The sequence below is a fragment of the Martinezella rhizogenes genome (genome assembly GCF_000799715.1).
Lineage (GTDB): Bacteria > Pseudomonadota > Alphaproteobacteria > Rhizobiales > Rhizobiaceae > Rhizobium > Rhizobium rhizogenes_C.
This window is the reverse complement of record NZ_JUHG01000011.1, coordinates 604,443-630,778: the sequence shown is the minus strand read 5'-3', so window position 1 is coordinate 630,778 and position 26,336 is coordinate 604,443. Positions and strand designations below refer to the sequence as shown.

The 26,336-nt window shown below is 59.3% G+C and carries 24 protein-coding genes; 9 read left to right on the top strand and 15 right to left on the bottom strand.

Annotated features, from left to right (window positions below):
• Positions 1-9: 9 nt before the first annotated feature.
• Positions 10-1,998 carry an AAA family ATPase gene (locus EX00_RS06990; protein ID WP_047455445.1) on the bottom strand — a complete coding sequence of 663 codons (1,989 nt, stop codon included), beginning with the start codon at positions 1,996-1,998 and terminating at the stop codon, positions 10-12.
• A 20-nt stretch (positions 1,999-2,018) separates the two neighbouring features.
• Complete coding sequence (locus tag EX00_RS06985; protein WP_047455443.1) at positions 2,019-2,324, bottom strand: hypothetical protein; 306 nt, start codon at positions 2,322-2,324, stop codon at positions 2,019-2,021.
• A 196-nt stretch (positions 2,325-2,520) separates the two neighbouring features.
• Between EX00_RS06985 and EX00_RS06980 the strand changes: the two genes are divergently transcribed.
• Together EX00_RS06980 and EX00_RS06975 are read left to right on the top strand one after the other, a co-directional pair.
• Positions 2,521-2,976: a helix-turn-helix domain-containing protein gene (locus tag EX00_RS06980; RefSeq protein WP_047455441.1), complete on the top strand. Its 456-nt coding sequence runs from the start codon at positions 2,521-2,523 to the stop codon at positions 2,974-2,976.
• Positions 2,977-2,982: 6 nt separating this feature from the next.
• Positions 2,983-4,785 carry a hypothetical protein gene (locus EX00_RS06975; RefSeq protein WP_150192115.1) on the top strand — a complete coding sequence of 601 codons (1,803 nt, stop codon included), beginning with the start codon at positions 2,983-2,985 and terminating at the stop codon, positions 4,783-4,785.
• On the opposite strand, the gene EX00_RS06970 is transcribed toward EX00_RS06975, so the two are convergent.
• On the bottom strand, positions 4,771-5,019 hold the full coding sequence (locus EX00_RS06970; protein ID WP_047455437.1) for a hypothetical protein: 249 nt from the start codon (positions 5,017-5,019) through the stop codon (positions 4,771-4,773). The genes EX00_RS06975 and EX00_RS06970 overlap by 15 nt on opposite strands.
• A 78-nt stretch (positions 5,020-5,097) precedes the next feature.
• On the opposite strand from EX00_RS06970, the gene EX00_RS06965 reads away from it, so the two are divergent.
• Positions 5,098-6,039, top strand: coding sequence for a LysR family transcriptional regulator (locus EX00_RS06965; protein ID WP_202903699.1), 942 nt, complete (start codon positions 5,098-5,100; stop codon positions 6,037-6,039).
• 18 nt (positions 6,040-6,057) lie between these two features.
• Here EX00_RS06965 and EX00_RS06960 read toward each other — a convergent pair whose 3' ends face one another.
• The 6 genes from EX00_RS06960 to EX00_RS06935 all read right to left on the bottom strand — a co-directional run bounded on the left by EX00_RS06960 (position 6,058) and on the right by EX00_RS06935 (position 12,140).
• Positions 6,058-8,085: an ASKHA domain-containing protein gene (locus EX00_RS06960; protein ID WP_047455436.1), complete on the bottom strand. Its 2,028-nt coding sequence runs from the start codon at positions 8,083-8,085 to the stop codon at positions 6,058-6,060.
• A gap of 135 nt (positions 8,086-8,220) precedes the next feature.
• Positions 8,221-9,183, bottom strand: coding sequence for a methyltetrahydrofolate cobalamin methyltransferase (locus EX00_RS06955; RefSeq protein ID WP_047455434.1), 963 nt, complete (start codon positions 9,181-9,183; stop codon positions 8,221-8,223).
• Positions 9,184-9,277: 94 nt separating this feature from the next.
• Positions 9,278-10,384, bottom strand: a complete 1,107-nt coding sequence (locus EX00_RS06950; protein WP_047455433.1) for a methylenetetrahydrofolate reductase — start codon at positions 10,382-10,384, stop codon at positions 9,278-9,280.
• A 3-nt stretch (positions 10,385-10,387) separates the two neighbouring features.
• Positions 10,388-10,966 (bottom strand): methylenetetrahydrofolate reductase C-terminal domain-containing protein, encoded by a 579-nt coding sequence (locus EX00_RS06945; protein ID WP_047455431.1) that lies wholly within the window; start codon positions 10,964-10,966, stop codon positions 10,388-10,390.
• On the bottom strand, positions 10,959-11,261 hold the full coding sequence (locus EX00_RS06940) for a virulence factor (RefSeq protein ID WP_047455430.1): 303 nt from the start codon (positions 11,259-11,261) through the stop codon (positions 10,959-10,961). The genes EX00_RS06945 and EX00_RS06940 overlap by 8 nt, the downstream gene beginning before the upstream one ends.
• A 240-nt stretch (positions 11,262-11,501) precedes the next feature.
• Positions 11,502-12,140, bottom strand: a complete 639-nt coding sequence (locus EX00_RS06935; protein ID WP_052210683.1) for a DUF1638 domain-containing protein — start codon at positions 12,138-12,140, stop codon at positions 11,502-11,504.
• Between the two features lie 19 nt (positions 12,141-12,159).
• On the opposite strand from EX00_RS06935, the gene EX00_RS31935 reads away from it, so the two are divergent.
• On the top strand, positions 12,160-12,321 hold the full coding sequence (locus EX00_RS31935; RefSeq protein WP_080761212.1) for an entericidin domain-containing protein: 162 nt from the start codon (positions 12,160-12,162) through the stop codon (positions 12,319-12,321).
• A gap of 63 nt (positions 12,322-12,384) precedes the next feature.
• Here EX00_RS31935 and EX00_RS06930 read toward each other — a convergent pair whose 3' ends face one another.
• Positions 12,385-13,086: a corrinoid protein gene (locus EX00_RS06930; RefSeq protein WP_047457543.1), complete on the bottom strand. Its 702-nt coding sequence runs from the start codon at positions 13,084-13,086 to the stop codon at positions 12,385-12,387.
• A 259-nt stretch (positions 13,087-13,345) separates the two neighbouring features.
• Here EX00_RS06930 and EX00_RS06925 point away from each other — a divergent pair, with 259 nt between their 5' ends.
• The 5 genes from EX00_RS06925 (at position 13,346) to EX00_RS06905 (ending at position 20,692) form a co-directional block, all read left to right on the top strand.
• Complete coding sequence (locus EX00_RS06925) at positions 13,346-14,926, top strand: trimethylamine methyltransferase family protein (protein WP_047455428.1); 1,581 nt, start codon at positions 13,346-13,348, stop codon at positions 14,924-14,926.
• A 104-nt stretch (positions 14,927-15,030) separates the two neighbouring features.
• The gene (locus EX00_RS06920; RefSeq protein WP_047455426.1) at positions 15,031-15,720 is read left to right on the top strand and encodes a ferredoxin; all 690 of its coding nucleotides are present in this window, start codon (positions 15,031-15,033) and stop codon (positions 15,718-15,720) included.
• Between the two features lie 77 nt (positions 15,721-15,797).
• Positions 15,798-16,538, top strand: a complete 741-nt coding sequence (locus EX00_RS06915; RefSeq protein ID WP_047455424.1) for a phosphodiester glycosidase family protein — start codon at positions 15,798-15,800, stop codon at positions 16,536-16,538.
• Positions 16,539-16,641: 103 nt separating this feature from the next.
• Entirely contained in the window at positions 16,642-18,108 is a 1,467-nt protein-coding gene (locus EX00_RS06910; RefSeq protein WP_047455421.1) for a glycosyltransferase family 2 protein, read from the top strand.
• 61 nt (positions 18,109-18,169) lie between these two features.
• On the top strand, positions 18,170-20,692 hold the full coding sequence (locus tag EX00_RS06905) for a class I SAM-dependent methyltransferase (RefSeq protein WP_080761211.1): 2,523 nt from the start codon (positions 18,170-18,172) through the stop codon (positions 20,690-20,692).
• An 83-nt stretch (positions 20,693-20,775) separates the two neighbouring features.
• Here EX00_RS06905 and bmt read toward each other — a convergent pair whose 3' ends face one another.
• The 5 genes from bmt to EX00_RS31700 all read right to left on the bottom strand — a co-directional run bounded on the left by bmt (position 20,776) and on the right by EX00_RS31700 (position 26,128).
• On the bottom strand, positions 20,776-21,789 hold the full coding sequence (bmt, locus tag EX00_RS06895) for a betaine--homocysteine S-methyltransferase (protein ID WP_047455418.1): 1,014 nt from the start codon (positions 21,787-21,789) through the stop codon (positions 20,776-20,778).
• 155 nt (positions 21,790-21,944) lie between these two features.
• Positions 21,945-22,997 (bottom strand): quaternary amine ABC transporter ATP-binding protein, encoded by a 1,053-nt coding sequence (locus tag EX00_RS06890; RefSeq protein WP_047455416.1) that lies wholly within the window; start codon positions 22,995-22,997, stop codon positions 21,945-21,947.
• Positions 22,990-23,901, bottom strand: coding sequence for an ABC transporter permease (locus tag EX00_RS06885; RefSeq protein WP_047455414.1), 912 nt, complete (start codon positions 23,899-23,901; stop codon positions 22,990-22,992). Before EX00_RS06885 ends, EX00_RS06890 begins: the two co-directional genes overlap by 8 nt.
• 245 nt (positions 23,902-24,146) lie before the next feature.
• The gene (locus EX00_RS06880) at positions 24,147-25,145 is read right to left on the bottom strand and encodes an ABC transporter substrate-binding protein (protein WP_047455413.1); all 999 of its coding nucleotides are present in this window, start codon (positions 25,143-25,145) and stop codon (positions 24,147-24,149) included.
• A gap of 839 nt (positions 25,146-25,984) precedes the next feature.
• Positions 25,985-26,128 (bottom strand): hypothetical protein, encoded by a 144-nt coding sequence (locus tag EX00_RS31700; protein WP_202903698.1) that lies wholly within the window; start codon positions 26,126-26,128, stop codon positions 25,985-25,987.
• Positions 26,129-26,336 lie beyond the last annotated feature (208 nt).

Sequence of the window (26,336 nt, the reverse complement as noted above, 5' to 3'; positions counted from 1 at the left end):
AAATAGTGCTCAACATCTCCTTGCCTCCTTCCCATCCAAAATGTCTGCTCCCGGCCAGAGCATTTTCAGGTCGTTTCCCTGAAGAGTTTTCATTTCGGCTAGCTTTACGGCAAACTGAACCAGGCTCGTTTCCAGGCCGCTAAGCATGTCAAAAGCTCGGTCATACTGCGTTTCGAGAATTTCATTGACCTCGGCTTCCAGACGCTGATCCTGCCACAGGTCAAGAGGACTGCTCGCATCGACGGAGCCGGGAAGATAATATCGCGAACTCCCAAAGCCGTGCTCAGTCACCATTTTTACAGCGAGCGACGTTGCCTTCGCGAAATCGCTATCCTTGCTTCCTGAAGCCATAGTCGAGGTATCCTTGAAAAACACCTCCTCTGCCGCAGCGCCAGCAAGATGAAAGGTGATCATTTTCATCATCTCCCATCGCGTCCAGAACGGTCGCTCAGGCAGCTCGATAACGGTAATGCCGTGAGCGTCAAGCTCAGTTGAAAAGGTCACGATATTATCAAAAATTTCGACCCTCTCGACGCGACCGACCTTCAGCATGTGCGCCACGAGCGCATGTCCTGCCTCGTGGGTGGCAATCCGCAGCAGGTGCTCAAAGTTCAGTTCGGGCAGCGGCACGATTTTACTTCGGATGTCGTCTATTGTTATAGGTCGGCGCTCCCGTCGCGCGACCCGGCGGGCCTCTCTTGCCAGACGCTCTAAATCCGCTCCGCTTTTTCCAGGAAGTCTAGCCGCGATTTTGTTGAGGGCAGGGTCTTCCGCAAGAGATGGCAAGTGAAATGCAAGGATTTCAGCGCGAGCGTTCACATCAGGCATTGGAAAATAGACGTGTTTTTCAAGACGGCCGCTTCTGATCAGTGCGGGATCGATCTTCTCTGGGAAATTGCATGCGCCAACGACGATTACGCCTTCACGGCTTTCAGTACCGTCGAGGCACTCCAAAAGTGCATTGACGACGTTTGTGGAGTAATCCGCGTGCCTCGATGGAAATTTGGCCCGGTCGCCAATCGAGTCGAATTCATCGATAAACAGGAGGCACGGTGCCTGCTCTTTGGCAGCCCCAAAGGCTCTGTACATTGCTTTGAGCATGTCGCCGAGGTGGCCCTCTTTGCTGCTTTGCCATTTTGCAATCGACGTCGCTTCCAAATGCATCCCGCATTCTGCTGCAAGGGCTGCCGCGAAACGCGTCTTTCCTGTGCCTGGTGGGCCGTATAGCAAGCATCCTTTGTCGACCTCGGACCAAGGTAGTTTGCCATCGCGCCATTCATGGATGTCTGTCTTTAGCTCCTGTGCCCAGACACTGGCTTCTCCGAAGCCCTTGGAGACATCGAGTTGCTTGGTATCGTTGGAGCCCGAACGCTGGTAATTTTCCTCGGCAAGCCGGACGGCGATCCTTCTGACAGGCTGACCTATCCGAAAGATCGCTTCCATTCTCTCCGAGGGTTGCGTCGCGATGATCGCAGCTTGGTCGTCAGTAATATTACCGCAGCCTCGCAGTCGTCCGAGCGCCTGGAGATGCCGAATGTCACATAACTTAAGTCGGTCACGCATCGTCGCCGCAAGCTCGAAATCCTCATGAATAGGCGAGCCTTCATTGAAAAATACGATCAGTTTGCCAGACTTTAGATAGTCGGTTGCGTCGACTTCCCAACTGCCCCGCCTCTGGGTAGTTGGATGCATCAAATAGCGAACCTTCTCATCTTTAAAGATAATCTTGACCGCTTCGTTCACGTCCGCCAGTCGCCAATGGTTGGGTACAGCAATTAATGCCACGCAAGAGGGCTCCGAGATCGGACCTATATTCCGCCGAAGAAGGCTTATCAGGGCACAATAAGCAAGGAACTCCCGCGCAGAACCGCGTGCGATGGCTGCGCCGCTGTGCTCTGTTCTCAAGAAGCTCGCAGATCGAGAGCCTTTAAGCTGCCGTGATACTTCCTGAAGCTTGTGGATGTAATTATCAAGTTGGTTGGCCAAAGACTTGTCCATCGGTTTTCTCCGCACAGGGCTCAGATGTCCAAAAGGCCTTGGTCGAAACGGTACCAGCGGCTGAGCGTCCTCGCCAACTTCCGCTTTCGGTCGAGATAGAAGAGTTCGCTGGTTATCCCGGGTCCATCTTTGATCTGAGGGTGCCCCTTCATTTGGCCGATCAAGCAAGGAACGGAGCGTTGTGCGAGGATGCAGTTGCGAATGATGACAGCATCAGTAGGCCCATCGAAGCCGCCGGGTGAGGCAAGGCTCTGAATATCGGCAAGAAGCGACTGCAGTCGCGGGATTATCACGCTAGGGGGACCGCCGAGCCATTTATCGTTCATCCGAAGCCTCCTTCGATTCGATTTCTGATTTCCTTGCACGATGTGTAAACCGATTCGCGCAACAGAAGTAGGAAATTCGCGATACAAATCGAAAATATGCAATAGGAGTAGATATGTTGACATTTTTAGGTTTTGGCATTTGTTCCCGTGCATGGCGGGGCTTCCAACTCATAGTCAGATTAGAGCGGCACGCTCGATGCTTGGGCTCACGCAGAGCGTCCTCGCCAGCAAAGCGATGATCACGCGGAGCGTCTTGCTTGGTCTTGAGCAACCCGGACGAAAGCTTCCTGATCAACTTGCACTTTCTAAATTACGCGATGCCCTTCTCGGCGAAGGGTTAGTCTTCGTTGATGCTACTGAGGCTGCGGGCGAGGGGGTAAGGTTTGCTAAACCCAGTGGAAAGGTGTGGGTGGACTGCCTGCGGTATGCTCGCGCGATGCTGGGCTATACGCTTGATGAGCTTTCAGAGAAGTCTGGTGTCGGCAGGTACGTCATTGCTCGTTTGGAAACCACCGAACGTAAGAGGATCAACGAGCAGTCGGCTCGTCGACTCCGTGATGTGCTCTTTGAGAATGGGGTCGTAATTCTTGCCGAAGAGGTCGAGGTCGGAGCGGGCGTGCGCCTCCGTAGCCACGTGAGAGCCGAGAAGTGACACTCCTTGACAGTCACACGAGACACGGCGCTTCGCAGGCTGGATAGAAGCAGGAAGTCCCTGGCAGTCGCTGTCGATTTAAGACCGGGGGAAGGCATTCCTGATGTGCTCCTTCGAGCGGCTGCCGCGAACGGCTTCCAATACCCATATCAGCTCATCCAGTTGATAGGCGGCCGTCGGGAACAGCGATTTTCTCACTTCGGCTCGGGCAAGTGGAGCCTTTCCTACGAAGGTCTCGGGGACCTTCTGGGACTTCCCAACGGCGACGCGGATATCGAGCCTCTCCTTTACGGGCTCTCAGCGAGACAGCAGGTGACTTTTTTTGGGCGAAATCTGCCGCTGAAACAATTGCTAGGCCATCGCCGGGTGGCCCCAACCAGTTTGCGCACACTTGGCTACCAGAAGGCCGTCTGGCACATCAGCTCGCTTACATTCGATCCCAAATCTTTCGAGCTTCTTCTCGATCATTGTCCCGTTTGCAAAACACGCCTGAATTTCCAAGTGGCGCGAGGTATCTCGTTCTGCCATCGCTGTGTGGACGCAGACAATCCCATGCGTCCAGTGGTCGATCTACGCGAGTTTCCCCAAGAACGTGCTCAGTTTGACGATGAGGAAGCGCTGCGGTTTGCTACCGACCTAGTCAATCCAGAAACGTCGCTTGCTGATCTCGCTAAGTGGAACATCAACACGTCTCTGGGGGAAACCGATCCCGGTCACCTCTTCGAGTTCATATGTCAGGTAGCGAAAGCCATCGACTTCCATGAAGGCCGTTGTGGCGTACTTGAAGCGAATTTTGCTTCAGTAGGCGAGGTGAGTGCCCATTCTCTCAGCCGATCCGCACGTGCGATACTCGGGTGGCCAGATGCATTTGTGGAACTTGCGGAGAGCTTGAAGGACGCTTGGTTCTTTCCAAGGACCAAGGACTTCTACAGTCATCCTCTGCGGGTACGTCTTGCTTCGCCTTTATACGAAAAAGGATTTCGAAAGCTCGTTGCTGGCGCTCTCAAGTCATCAGATAAGTCGACGCCCATCCTGAAAAGACCGAGAGAAAGCATTGGTGCGGCTATCCAGCCTGATGCGCAGCAAACCTGGGAAGATAATTTTCGGTTTGCGAGAGCCTCGAAAGCCGTGAGGCTTCAAGTTGAAGAGACCGGCTTACCGATCAACACGCTGCTACATTGCTATTCTCAGAAGGGCTTCGAGTGCCCAGACAGCATCATGCGGCGTGCGTTCGGACCATCAGCTTATAAGTTTTCTGCGATCAACCCCACTCGGCGTACGCGAGGCAGATATGTGCTCTCCCTACGCGATATCGTCGCCGCGCTGTATTCTGGACCAGGAAATCCTTGGCCATCTGTGCTGGAAGCTATCGCGTTGGACCGACTTCCTTTGGTCAAGCTCAGGCAGCAATCACGCCTCCTGGATTCTGTTGGCGTGGTTGATTTCAAACCCTGGAAGAGGTTCTTTCGCGAGAATTCAGTCGGATGCGATCAGGGCGGCCTGCATGTTACCGGCGGGGAGGCAGGCTTCCACCTAAACTGCAGTTTTGTTCAGATATCGAACCTTGTGGCCGCTCGGCTGCTTCCGGCCGGTAAGATTCCAATAACCGAGGTCTGGGCCTTCAGGCGGAATTATATAAGCCCCAAGGAAGTATCCTGTAGGCTGCTCATGAACGGCGAGTTTTTGCGGCTTAACTTCGTGGGTGCGGAACTTAATGAAGCGGGCATCAAGCCGGTTATCGAGCGTGTCTACGTCAGGTCGCGCTCTACCGTCGAAGAGTTCTATGCTGACCGGTTAAGGCAGTTTTGAATCGATAAACCTTTGACGGTAGTTGAGAAGCCAATAGGTTGGCTGAATCTCGTTTGATTGGTTTCTACATAGCATGCGATCCGGCGGCAAGCCGCGAGCGTTGACGTCGTCGATCAGATGCGCCGGAAAGCACGCCGAAATCTCATCGAGTGTGTGCTGTGCTGTCCGCTGGATGATGCGGACACGCATGAGGTTGAACAGGCGAGATGCCTCGTAAAATACTGCGCCAGCCATGATCGTCACTCCTTTTCGGCTGCTTCGTCCATTTCATTAAAGCTAATATGGTCCTTCGTTGACATTCAGACAAACGAAATGATATGGTGCTTAAGATCAGAAAAATTGAAGGATGCCGATATGACCGTACCGTTTCGCCGGCCCATACCGCTGCTCGACAACGAAGTTCTGCGCACCTTTGTCGCCATCGCCGAGACCGGTAATTTCTCGACCGCCGCCGATGCGGTCTTTCGCACGCCGTCGGCCGTCTCCATGCAGATCAAGAAGCTGGAGGAACAACTTGGCGTGATACTGTTCCTGCGTGATGCGCGCTCGGTCAGCCTGACGCAGCATGGCGAAATGCTGCTTTCCTATGCCCGCAATATCCTGGCGCTTTCTAATGAAGCCGTGTCCCGCTTCATTATGCCGGAGCTCAGCGGCGTCGTTCGGCTGGGCGCGCCCGATGATATTGGCGAGCGCCTGCTGCCGACCATTCTCAAGAGCTTTTCGGAGAGCTATCCCGGCATCATGGTCGATGTCGTCGTGGATATGAGCCTCCAGCTGAAGAAGCGCATCGAGGAGCAGCGACTGGATCTCGCGCTGATCAATTGCGCGACCCGGCCTTTCCCGACGGACGGTGAGGTGATCTTTACGGAACGTCTCGTCTGGGCCGGTGCCAAGTGTGGCACGGCCTATCGGCGCGATCCCTTGCCAATCTCGATCTGGGAGGACGGTTGCATCTGGCGGTCGGAAGCATTGGCGCAGCTGGAACGGCACAAGCGCCCTTACCGTGTCTCATATCTCAGTGCTCATACGATGGCGCAGCGCGCCGCTATCGTCTCCGATCTTGCGGTCGCGCCGTTTCCGCGCTCCTACATTGGTGAGGATATGGAGATCCTCGGGCCCAACGAGGGGTTGCCGGAACTGACATCCTTCGACATTCGCCTGCTGACGGCATCGCAGATGACGGGGCCGATGAAGGCGGTGGCCGATAGTATCCGGCAGGCATTCGTAGAAATCGGGCGGAAAATGGCCGCGTAAACTGCGGCCAGTTAAGTGCTACTCGCGGCTGCGGCGACGTCTGCGGCCGCCACCTTCACCCGCATCGTCAGCGGACTTGCGTTCCGGCAGAATCACGACCTTGGACAGTTCCGGGAAGGTGTCGACCTTGTTTGGCAGCGCCATGGCGTAGACGAAATGCTCCTGAAATTTTGATTCAAGCGCCGTCTCTATCTTCTCGATTTTGCTGACGGTTTCCTCGATCTCGCGGCGGTAGCCACGATTGAGGAGCGCCATGCGTGCGCCGGTGCCGGCGGCGTTGCCGACCGCCTTCACCTTGTCGAGGGCGCAGTCCGGGATGAGGCCGAGCACCATTGCATATTTCGGGTCGATAAAGGTGCCGAAGGCGCCGGCAAGGCCGATGCGGTCGACATGATCGATACCCTGTTTGTCCATCAACAGCTTGACGCCGGCGTAAAGCGCGGCCTTGGCGAGCTGGATGGCGCGGACGTCGTTCTGCGTCACCGTAATGCGCTGTTCGCCGTCGCGCAGCAGATAGGAATAGGTGCGGCCGTTCTGCAGGATGCGCGGCGAGCGCGCCATCATGCCACCATCGACGACGCCATCTTCGGAGATGATGCCGGCGAGGAACATTTCGGCGACGACCTCGATGATGGCCGAGCCGCAAATGCCGGTGACGCCGACGGTTGCGGCCGCTTCCACGAATCCGGGCTCGTCGGACCAAGGTTCGATGCCAATGACGCGGTAGCGCGGCTCGAGCGTCACGGGATCGATGCGCACACGCTCTATTGCGCCTGGAGCAGCGCGCTGGCCGCTGGATATCTCGGCGCCTTCGAAGGCCGGGCCGGTGGGCGAGGAGGCGGCGACGACGCGCTGGCGGTTGCCGAGCACAATTTCGGCATTGGTGCCGATATCGACCAGCAGCATCATTTCGTCCTGCCGGTGTGGTCCCTCGGCCAGTGTCGCGGCGGCGGCGTCGGCGCCGACATGGCCGGCGATGCAGGGCAGCATATAGACGCGCGTGCCCGCATTCATAGGCAGTGCGACTTCGGCCGAGGTCAGATGCACCGCGCCGGACACGGCAAGCGCAAACGGCGCACCGCCAAGCTCGGTCGGGTCGATGCCAAGAAAGAGGTGATGCATGATCGGATTGCCGACGAAGACGGCGTCGAGAATGTCCTGGCGCGACACGCCGCCATCGGCACAGACCTTGTCGATCAGCCCGTTCAGCGCCTCGCGCACGGCGTTGGTCATCGCGGGCCGCCCGTCCGGGTTCATCATCACATAGGAAACGCGGCTCATCAGGTCTTCGCCGAAGCGGATCTGTGGGTTGGATGTGCCGGCGGATGCCACCGTGCGGCCCGAGAGCAGCGAGGAGAGATGCATGGCGATCGTGGTCGAGCCGATGTCGCAGGCGATGCCATAGGCTTCGTTCTTCAGGCCCGGATAGAGCGCGATAAGCCGTGGGGGATCGCTCTCATGATCCCTGTGGATTGCGGCGGTGACTTTCCACTCGCCCTTGCGCAGGATCGATTGCACCTGCGGGATGATGTGAAAGTCGACCTCGAGATTGTCGTATTTCCAGTCGGTGGCCAATGCCGCCTTCAGCCGATCGAGATCGCCTGTCGGTTTGTGCATGTCCGGTTCTTCGACCTCGACATAGCACATGTGCACGGCCGTATCGCGGGCGATAATGCGCTCGTCGACGGCCTTGCGGACCACCTGCGCATTGATCACCGTATCCTGCGGCACATCGATGACGAGATCGCCCTGTATCAGCGCCGAGCAGGAGAGGCGGCGTCCATCCAGCAGGTCGCGGACCTCGGCATAACGCTTTTCCTTTGGGCCGATCGGCGAGAGATGGTCGTTGGCGGAGACGATCTTGTGCTTGGCGAAATTGCCTTCCTGCACGGAGACCTGGCAGCGCCCACAGGTCGCGCGGCCGCCGCAAACACTCTCGACGTAGACGCCAAGCTGCCTTGCCGCCTCCAGCACCGGCGTGCCGACGGCGAAACGGCCACGCTTGCCGGAGGGCATGAAAAGGACGAGGGGGTCTTGGTTGGTCATTGGATTCGGCTTTCGGACAATTTCCTATGGAGGCCTCTGTTGCCCCTCACCCTAGCCCTCTCCCCGTAAACGGGGGGAGAGGGTGGATTTGAGCGATTGCGCGAAGCGAAATCGCGAAAAGACGGATGAGGGCTTTTACTCCCTCGCAGCGCCTGCACCAGCTCTCGCGGCACGACCGCCACGGCGTCCACCACCAGCTGACGGAGCCGCTGCTGTCGGGGCGACACCACCTTCTGCCTGCTTGTAGTCGCGGTAGGTCATGATCCAGTTGGTGCAATTGGCGTCGGTGCCGTTGAGCACGTTGGCGGCGCGCACGGCCTCCATTTCCTGGGGGCGGCAAGGGTTCATGATCGCGGAAGTCATGCCGGCTCCGATCACCATCGGGATGAAGCCGGCATTGATGCCATGGCGGTGCGGCAGGCCAAAGGAGATGTTGGAGAGGCCGCAGGTGGTGTTGACCTTCAGCTCGTTGCGCAGGCGATGCAGCAGCGCGAAGACCTGGCGGCCGGCATCGCCGAGCGCGCCGATCGGCATGACGAGCGGGTCAACGATGATGTCCTCGGGCTTGATGCCGTAGTCCATGGCGCGCTGGACGATCTTCTTGGCGACGGCGAAACGAACGTCCGGGTCCATGGAAATGCCGGTCTCGTCGTTGGAGATGGCGACGACCGGCACGTCGTATTTCTTGATGAGCGGCAGGATGGCTTCGAGCTTTTCCTCTTCGCCGGTGACGGAGTTGACCAGAGGTCGGCCCTTGGCGACTTTCAGCGCCGCCTCGATGGCGGCCGTCACCGAGCTGTCGATCGACAGAGGCACATCGACGAGACCCTGGACGATTTCCAGCGTCTGCACCAAAAGGCCCGGTTCCGTCTCGTTCGGGTTGACCGAGGTGACACCGGCGTTGACGTCGAGCATGGTCGCGCCGGCGGCCACCTGTTCGAGCGCATCCTTGATGACGGTATCGAAATTGCCCTCGATCATCTCGGCGGCCAGCTTCTTGCGCCCCGTCGGATTGATGCGTTCGCCAATCACGCAAAAGGGCTGGTCGAAACCGATGATGATTTCGCGAGTGGCGGATGCAACGATGGTGCGCGTCATGTCTGATCCTCTGGTCAGTTGGCACGATAGAGAAGATCTATCGTGCCGTGATGGGCGTTACAAGCGGGCCGGGCTCCTCCGCCCGCCACTCGTTTCAATGCGTCTGATGCGGCGGTTGGTGGGAGGCGGCTTCGGCCATTTCCTGCTGGTTCTCTTCCTTGCCCTCGCGGATGCGTTCCAGTCTCTCGGCAACCAGAGCGTCTGTGCGGTTGGCCTCGTGCTTCCATGGCCGGCGGCCTTTCAGCACGCCGGAATCATGCACCATCTCCGCGACATATTCTTCCTGGCGATAGGCCATGACGTGGACGCCGGACACGCCCTCGATCTCCTTCACCTCGTTGATGATATCGATGCAGAGCTGCTTGCCCTCTTTCTTCTGATCCTGCGCGCCTTCGATGCGCTTGATGATCTCATCGGGAATATGCACGCCCGGCACGTTGGAGCGCATCCAGCGGGCGGTCTTTGCCGAGGCCAGAGGACCGACGCCGACCAGGATGAAGCATTTTTCATGCAGGCCGAGATCGCGGACCTTCTTCATGTAGTCCCGGAACATCGGCACGTCGTAGCAATATTGGCTCTGGACGAACTGCGCGCCGGCCTCGATCTTCTTTGCCAGGCGATAGGGACGGAAGTCGTAGGGTGGCGCAAATGGGTTGATGGCAGCGCCGAGAAAAACCTTCGGCGGCGAGGTCAGCTTGCGGCCGGAGAGGAATTTGGCATTGTCGCGCATGACGCGCACGGTTTCGAGCAGCGACATGCAGTCGAGGTCGAAAACCGGCTTGGCGCCCGGCTGGTCACCGGCTTGCACGCCGTCACCGGTCAGGCACATGATGTTGCAGACACCCATGGCGGCAGCCCCCAGCACGTCGCCCTGGATGGCGATGCGGTTCTTGTCGCGGCAGGCGATCTGCATGATCGGGGCATAGCCCATGCGCGTCAGCAGTGCGCAGATGCCGACGGAGGACATGTGGCAATTGGCGCCGGAGGCATCGACCGCATTGATGCCATCGACCCAGCCGGAGAAGATCGCGGCGCGCTCATAGACATCTTCGGGGTTGGCGCTGTCGGGAGGGTTCAGCTCGGCGGTGACGGCGAATTCGCCGCGGCGAAGCACCCGCTCCAGCCGTCCGAGCGAGGAGTGGCCGGGCAGGGGATCGAGCGGCAGATGGGCGCCCAGCGGATTTTCATCGACATGCGCCATCGGTCAGGCTTCCTTCCTAGCCGCTTCGCGAGCAGCGGCGGCTTCGGCCGTCACTCGCAACCATGAAGAGGTCTCGCGCAGCGACTGGTTCACCGGCTTCTGTACGTTCATGATCGCATCGCCATAGGCCATGTTGCGCGAACCGTTCCAGGCCTGCACCCAGACGCAGGGCATATCGGGCTCGACTTCGCAATTGCCATTGGCGCGCACGCCGCCGCAGGGGCCGTTTCGCAACTGCTTCGGACAGTTCATCGGACAGGACATGCCGGTCGATGACAGTGCGCACTGGCCGCACATGCGACAGTCGAAGAGAAAACCCTTCACATTGCGTTCGACGAAGGTGATGGGACGTTCGACCCGCTCGTAGCCAATTTTCTTCCAGAGCGGATGCAGCAGGAGGAAAGCGTCGGCGAAGCGGCGGTAGAACCATTCGAGGAAGCGCGAATGGCGCACCGCCCAGAGGCGGACGGTGTATTTGCGCCGTGCGCGGCGGTTCGGCGAGACGCCGGCGGGCGTATAGGCGCCGCTGGCGGCCTTCGCGCCCGGGGCGGCATTGCCCGGTTTTGGGGCGGCATCAGCCATTGTCGCGGCCCCCGGCCTTCACCAGAGCAATGAGACGCTCCCGGTCATAGGCGGCTTCGAGTTCGCTTGCGGCCTTGTCGGCCTCGGCTTCCAGATCGTCGGAGACAGGTACGGGATCGGCCTTGCGCCATTCAGCCAGATAGTCGTCCGTCTCGGCGGCGCCGGTGCGCATGGCGCACATGTCGATCGCCTCGGTGAAGCGCAGGGACAGCTCACGCTTCGCCGCCTGCCGCCCTTTCTTGATGATCACCTGGGCCGGAATATCCCGCCAATAGACGACAATGCGATCCGCCATGCACAAGTTCTCCTCTTTGATCAAGAATGCACGTCCGTCCACCCCGGGACTGCGCTCGCCACGACGCGGCACATGCCGAAAAACGACGCTCCGGGCAAAGCATCTTCACAAGCGGCAATAAACTTTGCCGTCGCGCAAGGCGGCAGCGGTTTCGGGCCATGATTCAACGCCTTCGATGTGGAGCAGCATGGCGATATCGCAGGGAGGCCGCAAGCGGCGAAATGGGATGGAATGTCGTAATCAGACAGCCAGCAATTCACGCGCGAGATCGCCATAGCCGGTGAAGCGATATTCATAGTCCAGGCCGAGAAAAGCTGCTGCTGCTTTTGCTTTTTCCTGAAGTGCCGGATCTTCTTCCTGCGAGAGATAGACCACCTTGCGGTAATTGCCGAAATACATGTCCCGCAGCTCCGGATGACGGTCGAGGCCGAGTGGTACGATGACGAAGGCTTCGAACTGGCGGGCAAGGAAATCGGTGAGGAAAAACGAGGTGATGTCATCCTCGCGGGCGGCGAAGGCCTCGTTGCCGCTGAAGAAGGAGTAACAGTGCGGGCCGGAGAGGCGTTCGATGCCCTCGCGTTCGCAGATCCTGTCGATGTCACCCCCTGTGCCGCAGTCGGCATAGCCGATGAAAATCGTCTCGAAGCCGCGGGAGCGTGCGTCTGCGATCGCCTCTTCCAAGGCCGGTGCGATCTTCTGTGGATAGGAATGATAGATTGCGGGAAGACAGTGCAGGTCGATGTGATCGAGGCTATTTATTCTGGTGACCGTAAGTATCTCGCGCGCGATTGCGCCGCACGCGATTACATGAACCTTTTGTGCTGCTATGCGTTTCTTGGACGAAGGGTTTGTCTCCGCCTTTTGTCGATCAACATCCATTCAGAGAGGGCTCCCGATCATGACTGCACCGACACTCACTAAAATCGCCGCCGCCTGCGCCGTCCTTATGGTACTCGCTTCATGCGCCAACACAATTCGCGGCATAGGCAGAGATACGGCGGGTGCTGTTAATGCGACGGAAGATGCCGGTCACAAGGTTAAACGGGCAGTCGTCAACTAATTTGGGATGCCGATCAGCCGGCGGCAACCCTTGCGGGGGCCGCTGGCCTCACATTCATGGTGATCAGGCTCGTGCAGCCAGGCTGTTGTGCTTGCGCTTCATGAAGTCCTTGGCGGTCTCGACCGCCACGGCCGCATCGCGGCAATAGGCATCGGCGCCGACAGCCTTGCCGAATTCCTCATTCAGTGGCGCGCCGCCGACAAGAACGACGTAATCGTCGCGCATGCCCTTTTCCTTGAGCGTATCGATGACGACCTTCATGTAGGGCATGGTCGTCGTCAGCAGCGCCGACATGCCGAGGATATCGGGCTGTTCTCGCTCGATGGCATCGAGATAGTTTTCGACCGGGTTGTTGATGCCGAGGTCGATGACGTCGAAGCCGGCGCCCTCCATCATCATGCCGACGAGATTCTTGCCGATGTCGTGAATGTCGCCCTTGACGGTGCCGATCACCATCTTGCCGAGCTTCGGTGCGCCAGTCTCGACCAACAGCGGCCGCAGGATAAACATGCCGGCCTTCATCGCATTGGCGGACAGCAGCACTTCGGGAACGAAGAGAATGCCGTCGCGGAAATCGATGCCGACGATACGCATACCCTCAACGAGGGCCTGCGTCAGGACGTCATAAGGCGTCCAGCCACGTGCGAGGAGGATATTGGTCGCTTCCTCGATTTCCTCCTTCATTCCGTCGTACAGGTCATCATGCATCTGCTGCACGAGTTCCTCATCAGAAAGTTCCGCGAGAATGATTTCGTCGTCAGACATGCGCTCCATCCCATTTTCGTGCAGTGCATCGGAAGCTTGTATAAAATACTGCCTCAATAAGCGATAAACCTCAACGATGACAAAACTCTTTTCGAAAGCGACGTTGCGCGGATAAATCGCGACGGATGGAAATGAGGCAATTTCGCCTTGCCCATGTCTGTCCTATGCTAGTCGCTGGCGCATAAAGGAATGTTCATGCGGCGGAATAGGGTAGCATGGAGCAGAATAGACGCATTCATGCGGAGGAGTGAGGATCATCATGGACGATATCATTGAGCAACCGGCCGCGGGCGGTGATGGTGGCGGACGGCGTTCGCGCGGTGAGGGCAGGGGTGCCGCCGCACGGCGCGCATCGCGCAGCGGCGGCGGACCAGGCCCATCGCTTCCCTATATCGTCCGCAAGATCGGCGTCTATGAGGTGCTGGACGAAGAGGGCCTGCAGCTTATCGAACGCAATGCCGACACCATACTCGAGGAAATCGGTATCGAGTTTCGCGATGACGCGGAGGCGCTGGCGCTGTGGAAAGACGCCGGTGCCGACGTCAAGGGGCAGCGGGTGCACTTCCCGAAGGGGCTGTGCCGCGAACTTCTGAAGACCGCGCCGAAGGAATTCACCTGGCATGCGCGCAATAGCGACCGCAACGCCCATGTCGGCGGCAAGGCGACGATCTTCGCGCCGGTCTACGGCCCGCCCTTCGTCCGCGATCTCGAAGGCAATCGCCGTTACGCGACGATCGAGGATTTCCGCAATTTCGTGAAGCTCGCCTATATGGCGCCGTCAATGCATTCGTCCGGCGGCACGGTCTGCGAGCCGGTCGATGTGCCCGTCAACAAACGCCACCTTGACATGATCTATAGCCATATCAAATATTCCGACAAGCCGTTCATGGGCTCTGTCACCGCGCCTGAGCGCGCCGAGGATACGGTTGCCATGGCGAAGATCGTTTTCGGTGACGATTTCGTCGAAAATAATTGCGTCACGCTGAACCTGATCAACGCCAACTCGCCGATGGTCTTCGACGAGACCATGCTCGGCGCGTTGAAGGTCTATGCGCGCCATAACCAGGCCTCCGTGGTCTCGCCCTTCATCCTTTCCGGCGCGATGAGCCCGGTGACCGTGGCGGGAACGCTGACGCAGATCCTGGCGGAAGTGCTGGCTGGCGCCTCCTTCACGCAGCTGATCCGCAAGGGGTCACCGGTGCTTTACGGCACCTTCGCCGCCTCGATCTCGATGCAGTCGGGTGCTCCGACCTTCGGTACGCCTGAGCCGTCGCTGGTGTCCTATGGCTCGGCCCAGCTTGCCCGGCGTCTCGGCCTGCCGTTCCGGACCGGTGGCTCGCTTTGCGCCTCCAAGGTGCCGGATGCGCAGGCGGCGCATGAATCGGCCAATACGCTGAACATGACGCTTCTGGCCGGCACGAATTTCGTGCTGCATGCGGCCGGCTGGCTCGAAGGCGGTCTGGTTTCTTCCTACGAGAAGTTCATGATCGACCAGGATCAGCTTGGCATGATGCAGAAGATGGCCGAGGGCGTCGATCTCTCCGAAAACGGCCAGGCTCTGGACGCTATCCGCGAAGTCGGCCCCGGCAGCCATTATCTCGGCTGCGCCCATACGCAGGCGAACTTCCAGAGCGCTTTCTATCGCTCGGCGCTCGCCGACAACAACTCCTTCGAGCAGTGGGAAATCGAAGGCCAGAAGCGTGTCGAGCAGCGCGCCAACGCGCTTTGCCGCTCCTGGCTCGATCATTACGAAGCTCCGCCGCTCGACCCCGCGATCGACGAGGCGCTGCTCGCCTATGTCCAGAAGCGCAAGGATTCCATGCCGGACGCCTTCACTTGAAGAGAGCCCGATGCCGCCAGGGAGCAAGGCGGTGCGGTACGTGTTGCCGATCTGATCCAGAAGGAAGTCTGGCGACCGCATTACGAATATAAGGGGCCGCGGTGATGAGCGGCTCGCCCATGATTGGAAAACTCCGTGCAGCGCTTGGCGCCCACGGAGTTTTTGTTCGTGGCGTGGTGTGTTTTGACGAAGGCGAGGGGCCGCTGCTGCACGATGGCACGCCGGCACGAAGCGTGATCCTGCTCGGCAATATCGGCGGTTCGATCTGGCAGCCGTTTTCGCACTGGCGGCAATTGCCGGAAAATGCCGGTCGACGTGATCCGCTCGACGATTGGTCGAAAGTGGTCATCCAGCCGATTGCCGCAGCTTTTAGCGCGACGGCCTATTTCCCGTCCGATCCGCCCTGGCAGCCGTTTCAGCGATGGGCAATGCAGGCGGAAGGTCTGAAGGCTTCGCCGCTTGGCATTCTGATTCACCCGGAATACGGCTTGTGGCATGGCTATCGCGGTGCCCTGGGGTTTGCCGATGCTATCGAGACCGGGGAGCCAGTCGTGGCTACCGCGCATCTCTGCGATCATTGCGCTGAGAAGCCTTGTCTGACGGCCTGTCCCGTCGATGCAGTCACATCCGGCGGGTTCGATGTCGTGGGCTGTCGGTCGCATCTCGGGACGGATGCGGGGCTGGCCGGCTGCATGACCGGTGGCTGTCTGGCGCGCAACGCCTGTCCCGTCGGAGCCAACTATCGCTATTCGTCGGCACAGCTTGCCTTTCACATGGCGGCGCTCCAACCTTAGAAGGGCGAGAACGCTCCTTCTTTCGCCTTATTTGCGATGTGCTTTAGCGTTGCCGTAATCCTCTGCGGAGTTGTCACTTGATTCGATTATTGGCTGTGCTTGCCATTCTTGCCTGCGCCACCACGGCCTTTGCCGACGAAGCATGCCGCAAGGTTCTGCATCTCGGCGACAGCTATACCGTCTGCACCTTCGATCCGGCCGTCGACGGCATCCAGCTTTATGAATACGACCACAGCGGCAAGCCCTATGGTTCGTTCCGGGCGCTGGAAAGCGATCTGGCGCAGGACCGCCTCTTCGTCCGTTTCGCGATGAATGGCGGCATGTATCAGGACGATCTGTCACCGGTCGGCCTCTATATCGAGGCAGGCAAGCAGTTGAAGGCGATCAACACCAACAGGGGATGGGGTAATTTCCATCTCCTGCCCAACGGTATCTTCTATATCCAGCCGGGCCGCGCCAGCGTCATGGAGAGCAAGGCCTTCCTTGCCTCCGGCATCAAGCCTTTTTACGCGACGCAATCCGGGCCGATGCTGGTGATCGACGGCAAGCTGCATCCGTCGTTCCTTGCCGACAGCACCAGTTTCAAGACGCGCAATGGCGTTGGCGTCTCGGCCGACGGCAAGGTGATCTTCGCCGTCTCCGACGGTTTCGTCCGCTTCCATGATTTTGCAACCCTGTTCCGCGACGATCTCGGTTGCGCCAATGCGCTCTTCCTCGATGGCAGTATTTCCAGTCTCGACATTCCGGAATGGCGGCGGCGGGACGGCCTATTCCCGCTTGGCCCGATCATCGCGGTGACGCAATCGCTGCCGGGCTGAGCGCCATAAGGCGTAAGGTTGGAACCAGCCACAATCGCTAATCCACATCGCGGGGGATTTTATCCTTCGGATGCGGATTGTCGGATTGGGGCTTCGAACATCGATGACGGAAATTGCAGGCGAGGCAAAAGCGCTGATCTTCATGACGGCGCGCGATTGCGAAATGTATGTCAGGCAATCCCTGGCAAGCCTCTCCAGGCAGACGCTTGACGATCTGCACGTTCTCTTTATCGACGATCGCTCCGACGACGACACCGGTGTTATCGCAGCGGCGCTGCTCAACGATCTTTTCCCCAATCGCCATACCTTCATCCGCAACGAAACGCGTCTCGGAAAGTCGTGCAACGTCTGGGAGCATCTGAGGCCACGCACCAAGATGGCCGAGTTCATCGCCATGCTTGATGGCGACGACCAGTTGATCATTCCCAATATTCTGGAGCGGATGTCTGAAAGCTATGCCGGCGGGCAGGATGTCGTCTGGACGAACTTCGTCACCGATGGCGGCGGGGTCGGCGGTAATGGCGCTCTCGATCCCAACCTTTCGCCGCGCCGGCAGGGTTGGAAGACCAGCCATCTCTTCAGCTTCCGCGCCTCGCTGCTGGACAATGTTCCCGAGGGCTATTTGCGCGACGATGCCGGACAATGGTTCATGGCGGCCTGCGACATCGCCCTTGCCCTGCCCATACTCGATCAGACCCGGCGCTATGAGTTCATCCCGGTCAACGCTCACCGTTACACGGCGACCAATCCCTATTCGCACCATAATCTCGATCCGCAGTCGCGCGGGCTGAATTCCACCGCGCAGCAGCGGTCTGCGCAGGAGGCATTCAACAAGCCGCCGTTGCCGCTAACCAGGCCGGCAAAGACAGCCGCGACGCCGGTGGTGGCCAACGTTGCCGCCGAATATCGTGCGCCGGCTACTGGCGTCGCCGCCGATGCTTCGCAGGCTTGGCAGGAAACGGCGGGCCAGATTCTGGTTGCCGGCTATCCGACCCTGCTCGACGCGCAATCCGCAGCCGGTCGAGACATGCTGACACCGATGCAGATCTGGGCGCTTCGCCGTGCTGCCCTCAGCAGGGGCGATACCCCGAATATCCTGCATATCGGTGCGCCACGCTCCGCATTGGCGCTGGCGTCCATTCTCTCCGGCCTCGATGCCGGGCTGAACTGCCTATGTCTTTCGCCCGAACAGGTCGGCGACATGGAAGCTCGCTTCGTGGCCAGTGGTCTGACCGAGGGCATTTCCATCATCGAATCCGAAGCGACCAATATAAATTTCGAGGAATTTTCCGCCGCGTTCCCCGATACAAGGCAGATCAGCGAGGACATCAAGTTCGATCTGGTGGTCGTCGACCTGTGGAATACGTCCTATCCGGCCGAGAGCGCGCTCGTCGCCCTGCCGGCACTGGCAAACAACCTGTCGCCGCGTGGCTTCAGCTTCTGCCTCTTCGCCCAGGACAGTGCCACCGAGGCGATGGCCGCCAAGCGTTGGGCGAGCGTCAGCTCCGGACTGAAATTCTGCCTCGATGCGATCGGCGGCAGCGGCTTGATGGTCATCGGCGGCCGCTGATGATGCTTTCGAACGCGCCGGCATATTCTCGACAAACCTCTGCATGTTGGAAAGAACCGCGATGACTCTGCAAGCCACCGTCGCCTGCGAAGTGAACAGCTACCGGACCCCGGTCCGGTTCCACCTTCCCAATCCGGACGATCATATACAGAGGTTCATCCTGCAGAACCGGACTTTCTATGAGCGGGCCATGCTGGAAGAGGTCGGTTCCTCCTTGCCTGAAGATGCGCTGGTAGTCGACGTGGGCGCCTATATCGGCAACCACACGCTCTTTCTCAGCTCCGTCCTCGGTGTCCGGACGCTCGCCATCGAGCCGAACCCCGCTGCCTTTGCCGTGCTTCAGGCGAATGTCGAACTCAACGGCATAAACAGGCTGGTTGAACTCCATCTGCTTGCGCTGGGTGCCGTCGCCGGCACCGGCGGGATCGTCGGAACGGATGCCACCAACCTCGGTGGGGCGCGGTTCCTGCCGGCTGACCAAGGCGCTATCCGCATGGCGAGCCTCGACGATATCGTTGGCGAACGGCGAGTTCATCTTATCAAGATCGATGTCAACGGTACGGAAGCCGATGTGCTGCAAGGGGCGGCGGCAACGATTGCACGTTGCCGGCCGAAACTGCTCGTCAGTGCCGGCAGTGTCGCGGTGCTGGCGGCGGTGGAGGCCGTTCTCCGCCCCTTGGGCTATCGGAAAATTCGGCTTTACAACGAGACGCCGACCTATCTTTTCGAGGTGTCGCATGTCGAAGCGGCCATACCTGAACGAGCAATCGACCTGCTCGATCCGCGCGACCTCGCCGCACTGCCGCCGACCCGGGAGATCGCCGCCGGCATGGCGACCGTTGCCGGCAACGAGATTGCCCTGCGGGCAACGGTCATGTCGCTACTGCCACAGGTCGATCGACTTTATGTCTATCTCAACGGCTTCACCGAGGCTCCACGCTTCATTGCCGAGCATCCGAAGATCCGGCATTTCATCGACACCGATGGCAGTCGCTATGGCGACGCCGGCAAGTTCTGGGGGCTGGAGCAGGTCGAGGATGCCATCTACGTCACCTGCGACGATGACATCATCTATCCCGACGATTTCGTCGCGCGCATGGTCGGCGAGCTGGCGCAGTTGCGCGGCCAGGCGGTCGTCAGCGTGCACGGTTCGATCATCCTGCAGCCGAGCCGTGGCTACTATAAGGATCGCGGCCGTGCCGTCTTCCACTACGAGCGTTCCCTCATGCGGCGGCGCCGGGTTCACGTGGCGGCGACCGGCACCGGCGCGTTTCATTCCAGCCTCATCAAGATGACGCTCGCCGATTTCCGCCATCGCAACATGGCGGATATCTGGCTTGCGGAATATCTGCATCGCAATGGTATTCCGGCCTATGCCGTGCCGCGCAAGGAAGGCTGGTTGCTCTCGATAGAGGTGCCGCGTTCCTCGATTTATGCGCAATCGGCGGCCAATACCGGATCGGCCTATGACAGCTCGCGCAGGCAGGACGAGGTGTTGTCGTCGATATACCCGCTCTCGCTCCTCGCATCGGACGCGGCGGATGCCGCATCGATTGTCTACCTTGTGGATACCGACCGTGTCGACGGGCTGGTGGAGTTCATCCTGGCGGTCGCCGGACGTGAGCGCGATCCCATCGTTTTCGTCACTTGCGATCACGAGACGGATGAGATGCGCAATGTGACGCTTCATCCGGATTTTCTTTGCGAAGTGCATCTTGTCGCGCGTAGTGGCGGTCATGCACCCGCCTACCATGACTTGCTGTCGAAGCATGCGGCACGCGTCAAGGCATGGACCCTTCGCAACGGCAATGAGCTGAAGCCGGCGGCTGGCCGCGAGTGGGAAAAATGGCTCGCGCCGATTGCGCCGCTCGCCGATGTCATGCCGCTGATCCCTCTACCTCAGCAGCCCGCTGCCGATGGCCGGCCGGGCTTCGATTCGGCGAAGTATTGGGAGCAACGCTATCTGGCCGGCGGCAATTCAGGGGCCGGCTCGTATAATAAATCAGCCGAATACAAGGCTCATATCCTGAACGCCTTCGTGGCCGAAAAGCAGCTGAAGCGGGTAGGCGAACTTGGCAGCGGTGACGGCAACCAGCTCCGCTATCTTGCCTTTGACGATTATACGGGATTTGACATCTCGCAGACAGCGGTCGATCTCTGCCGGCAGATGCACGGAAATCGCCCCGGTCGCGCCTTCGTCTGGCTTGGCGACCCGCAGCTGGACATCAGCATCTACAACGAAACTTTCGAGCTGACCCTGTCACTCGACGTCATTCTTCATCTTGTCGAGGATGAGGTTTACCGCGCCTATATCGACAGGTTGTTCTCCCTGTCGAACCGGTATGTCGTCGTCTACACCTCGAATTACGATGCCCCTGACCGGCACGGTGCGATCCATGTGAGAAACCGGCGGTTCACCGATGATGTGGCGCGCTGGCTGCCGGAATGGAGGCTGCTCAAGCACATCGACAATCCCTACAAGCACCCGCTGATTTCGGAGGCGGACTTCTTTGTCTTTGGCAAGGACGGCGCCGAGGACATGTCTTTCCTCGATACGATCAACGAGCGCCCGCTCGGACAATAAGGCGGGTATCAAGCGCCGGAAGACAGGCTCAAGTGAAAGCCGGCCGCCTTGATTTCGCGGCCGGCTTTTATATTGGCTGACGCTCAGCCGCGACGCCGGCGTTCGCGCACCGGCGCGGTTCCGCCTTCATTGGCGGTCTTGTTACGCAGCGGGCCGATACGTTCGATGATGACCTCCAGTGTCGGGCGCGGGCCGGGCGTGTAGTTGTCGAGCGCCTCGCGCATGGCGGCGAGGTGGTCGCAGGACGTGCCGCAGCAGCCGCCGATGATCTTGGCGCCGGCGTCGCGGGCAAGGCGTGCATAGTCGGCCATCAGCGGCGGCGTGCCGGAATAATGGATCTCGGCGCCGCGATATTCGGGAATGCCGCAATTGCCTTTGACGATGATGGTCGCGGTTGGGTCTGCCTCGGTCATGTCGAGCAGGCTCGAGAGGATATCCGAGGCCCCGACGCCGCAATTGGCGCCCGTGGCGAGCGGACCTTCGCCGACATCCTTGGCAACGCCCTGGAGATCCTTCGGATGCAGGCCCATCATCGTCTTGCCGGCGGTGTCGAAGGAGCCGGTATAGGTGTAGGGCAGGCCGACCTTGACGGCGGCTTCGGCCGCGGCGCGGATTTCTTCGGCCGACGACATGGTCTCGATCCAGGCGACATCGGCGCCGCCGGCTTTCAAACCTTCGATCTGTTCGGCAAAGGCGGAGACGGCGTCGTCATAGGTCAGCGCGCCGAGCGGTACCAACAGCTCGCCGGTCGGGCCGACGGAGCCGGCGACGATGACCTTGCGACCGGCCTTGTCGGCGACGGCACGAGCGATTTCCGCCGCCGTCTTGTTCAGGCTGTGAACGCGATCCTGCGCATGGTGCAGTTTCAAGCGATGACGCGTACCGCCGAAGGTGTTGGTGAGGATGATATCGGCGCCGGCGTCAACGAAATCCTGGTGCAGCTTGGTGATCCGTTCGGGATGCTGTTCGTTCCAGATTTCCGGCGCTTCGCCGGCCTCCAGTCCCATCGCGAAGAGATTGGTGCCTGTCGCGCCATCGGCAAGCAGCACGCCCTTTTCGGCGAGAAGATCGGTCAAGGGATTGGCTGTGACGGTCATGGCGTCTCCTCGGATGCTCTGAATTGAAATGCAGATATAAACATTTCTTTATGTGATCGCAATGTCGGGATAAAGGCAGCGCTTGCTCGATAACCCGATGTGGAAGAAAAAAGCGCCCAGGCAGGGCGCTTTCCACTTTGCGACGGTGGTCGATTTCAGGCTGCCGCCATACGCGTTGTTTCGTGCGTCGTCGGCGTCACCATGGCGGTGATGATGCCTTGCAGATCGATCGTGCCGATCGGCCGGCCGTCGGCATCGGTGACGATGGCAGCATTCTGTGCGTTGTCGGTCATCTGCTTGGCTGCCATTTCCAGTGTCATGTCGCCGGGTACGCGAGGCCCGTGTGCCTCGCCGGCAAGCGGCTTCATGACGGTCTGGGTCTGGATGATGCGGCCGCGGTTCACTTCCTTGACGAAAGCGGTGATGTAGTCGTCGGCGGGTTTCAGCACGATGTCCTGGCCGCTGCCCTGCTGCACGACCTTGCCGTCACGCAGGATGGCGATCTTGTCGCCGAGGCGCAGCGCCTCGTCTAGATCGTGGGTGATGAAAACCACGGTCTTCTTCAATTCCTTCTGCAGGTCCAGGAGCACGCTCTGCATGTCGACGCGGATCAAAGGGTCGAGCGCGGAATAGGCTTCGTCCATCAACAGGATGTCGGCGTCGTTGGTCAAGGCGCGAGCAAGGCCGACGCGCTGCTGCATGCCGCCGGAAAGCTGGTTCGGATAATGATTTTCGAAGCCTCTGAGGCCGACGCGCTCGATCCAGTATTGGCCCTTTTTCTCGCTCTCGGAGCGAGAAACGCCCTGGATATCCAGGCCATAGATGGTGTTTTCGATCACCGTGCGGTGCGGTAGCAGGGCGAATTTCTGGAACACCATCGCCGTCTTGTGGCGGCGGAATTCGCGCAGGGCATTCTCGCTCATCTTGCAGACGTCGACGCCGTCGTAGAGCACTTCGCCGGCCGTCGGCTCGATAAGCCGGTTGATGTGGCGGATCAGCGTCGACTTGCCGGAGCCGGAGAGGCCCATGACGACCGTGATCGCGCCAGCCGGCATGTCGATGTTGATATCCTGCAGGCCGAGGACATGGCCATGCGTCTCGTTGAGCTCGGCCTTGCCGAGGCCGTTCTTGACCGCATCCACATAGTCGCGTCCGCGTGGGCCGAAGATCTTGTAGAGGTTCTTGATCTGGATCGCGTGACTAGCCATGGATGACCTCCGAGTGCTTCTGGAGCCGCCTGCCATAGGCCTGGCTCGTACGGTCGAAAATGATGGCGATGGCGACCAGGGCGAAACCGTTGAGGAAGCCGACGGTGAAGAACTGGTTGTTGATGGCCTGCAGCGTGTTCTTGCCGAGCCCGCCGACGCCGACCATCGAGGCGACGACGACCATGGCAAGCGACATCATGATGGTCTGGTTGATGCCGGCCATAATGGTCGGCAAGGCAAGCGGGATCTGCACGTTGAACAGCTTTTGCCGGTGCGACGAGCCGAAAGCGTCGGCCGCTTCCAGCACTTCCTTGTCGACAAGGCGGATACCGAGATTGGTCAGGCGGATCATCGGCGGGACGGCGTAGATGACGACGGCGATCAGGCCCGGGACCTTGCCGATGCCGAAGATGACGACGACGGGGATGAGGTAGACGAAGCTCGGCATCGTCTGCATCACGTCAAGAGTCGGGTTGATGATCGACTGCAGCCGGTCGGAGCGGGCCATCAATATGCCGATCGGAAGACCAATAACGATGGCGATGAGGGTACAGACCGTCACCATGGCGAGCGTCACCATCGTGTCGCCCCAAAGGCCGCAGACGCCGATCAGGATCAAGGAAATGGCGGTGCCGGCGACGATCTTGAGATTGCGGCTGGCGGCATAGACGACGCCCATCATGACAAGGATCACGATGAACCAGGGCGTATTGGTGAAAAGCCATTCCAGATGGTTCAGAAACCATTGCAGCGGCTGCACCACGGTATCGATGATACCGCCGTAGGAACGCACGATTGCCCTGAAGCCGTCATCGATATTCTTGCGCGCGAGGCGGATCAGCGTTTCGTCGATCGCCGGAAAATTGCACAGAACATCCGGCAGGAAACTACATTGAATAGCCATGGACTTCCCCTTCTTGCCCGGTTGTTGTCCAGCCCATGCGTGTGGCCTTCACGCAAGATGGTACAGCAACGCTGAGCCGGTTCTTCAGGCTGCTTCTTCCTTTTTACATCATTCGCAGGCGCCATTCTGGACTTGTTGCGACCTTGAGCCGTGCCGGCCTGTCGGTATATGAGCGTCGCCGCGGCCGTTGCGAATGCGGAACTGGCTGCCGACAGTGCGCCTGCCGCCAGTTCCGGCGTCTTCTGTCAGAGCGAAGCCTTGACCTTGGTCGCGACATCGGCGGAAACCCACTTGGTCCACATGTCGGGGTAGGTCTTCAGGAAGTACTTTGCAGCATCTTCGTTCGTGCCCTGGTTATCCGTCATCCAGGCCAGAACCTTGCCGACCGTGCCATTGTCCCATTTGCGGGTCTTGACGTAGTCCATGGCGACGCTTGCCTTGGATGCGAAGCCCTTGGTCACGACCGTATAGACTTCGGATACGGGATAGGAGTTGATCTTCGGATTGGCGCAATCCTGCTGCGAGGTGCAGGCGTCCCATTCCTTCTTGTCGTGTGGTACCTCGAAGCTCAGGCGCACCATATCGTACTTGCCGAGGATGGCGGTGGGTGCCCAATAGTAGCCGAGCCAGCCGGTCTTTTTTTCGAAGGCATTGGCGATCGAGCCGTCGAGGCCGGCGGCCGAGCCGGTATCGACCAGCGTGAAGCCCAGTTTCTCGGCGCCAGTCGCCTTATAGAGATTGGCAGTGGAGATCTGGCAGTTCCAGCCCGACGGGCAATTGTAGACTGCGGCCTTGGATTTATCTTCCGGGGCAGGGAAGAGTTCCGGATGCTTCAATGCGTCCTGGACGGTCTTGATGTCGGGATGGGCGTCGGCGAGGAACTTCGGAATCCACCAGCCTTCGACGCCGCCGTCGCTGAGAAGCGGCGCTGCCTCGATCAAGCTGCCTTCGGAAACGGCCTTGTCGAGCGCGATGCGGACGGAGTTGATCCAGAGTTCGGGCGCGATGTCGGGCGTGCCCTTTTCATTCATGGAGGTGAAGGTCGGCTGCGTGTCGCCGGTCACCAGCGTGACATTACAGCCATAGCCATTCTGCAGGATGATCTTGTCGACCTGCGCGGCGACGCCGGCGGATGCCCAGTTCATTTCGGCGATCGACACGTCGCCGCATTCCGCAGCCTGTGCCGAGCCAGCCAAAGCATAGGCACCGAGTGCGAAGATGGCGGAAGCGATAAGCTTCTTCATTGGATTATGTCTCCCAGTTTCTCGTTAAGTTACGGAAATCGGCGTCAAGCAGACTTAGTGCCGGTCGATCTCCCTTCAGCGTGGTCGAACCACAACCGTTCACGCGTCGCTGACGACGTCTGTCCGGCCCCCTCATGCTGCTGTCGTGCATTTGCTTTTTATACGGCCGCGGAACCCTGTCGCAGCCGTGCTCTTTTCACATCGACGTGATGCAGCCTAATGATTTGAGGGGGGAAATCAACCTGCCGTCGGCCAATCTGACTTACGGCGACTTATCGGGAAGCTTATATAAGCGCTTGAATTAGCCTCTTTTCCGCTATTCATGGCTGTAAAATGGGCATTGCAGGCTGGAGGTGGCCGTTCTGATCCGGCGGAGATGAAAAATCTCTAAAATATCGCGTCCGGCAGAGACTTTTTATATTCCATTCGCGTCGTTTTCAGCCCCTCGAGAAAAACCAGAAAATTTTCGGAAAATCTTTCAGATTCATCCTTATTTAAGCACTTAATAACCCTCCGGTAACGATGTGTGGCTATCAATCGAGATGTGGCGGGGGACACCGCCCATCTCCGGATCAGGTAATGCGTCCCGGAGAAAGCGAGCCTTGCAGTGTAAGATGCAAGCGAGCCGGCGTTTTTGGCAAACCGCGTCGATCCCCGGATCGCGCGGTTTTCGCGTTTCAGGGCTTGGCCTCACTTCGCCGTCAGAATTGATGTAGCATGTGATCTCGGCGCATTAGCGGGCGCAAAGTTTGTTCGCTGAACGGCGGGAATATGAACAAAGCCGCCGATGCGGTCGCATGGCGGCTTGTTGTGCGAACAGGCTGTGGCTTGACGGCCAATCAGCCGACGCTGTAGGTGCGGATGAAACCGATGGGGCCGGAGCGGGTGTCGAGCTGCTGAAGCCGACTGTCGGGACGGGGTGATGGCAGCTTGGAATTCCAGGCGATCTGGATGGAATTCTTGTTGTTGAAGATGAAGAGCATCGGGGTATCCTCCGGGCCGGATCGGCCGGCTTTTGTTGTATGATTTGACGGCGGAGATAATCCTCTTCCGCGGGGCGAGCAACGGATGAAATCGTCATCCAATGTCGCAAATAGAGTAAATGGTGAGGTGGTGCATTCTTGCCCTGGATTGCTGATTTTCAGCCGTGGATGATGGCGGTTAAATCAAGGCGGAATCCCGGTATTTCAG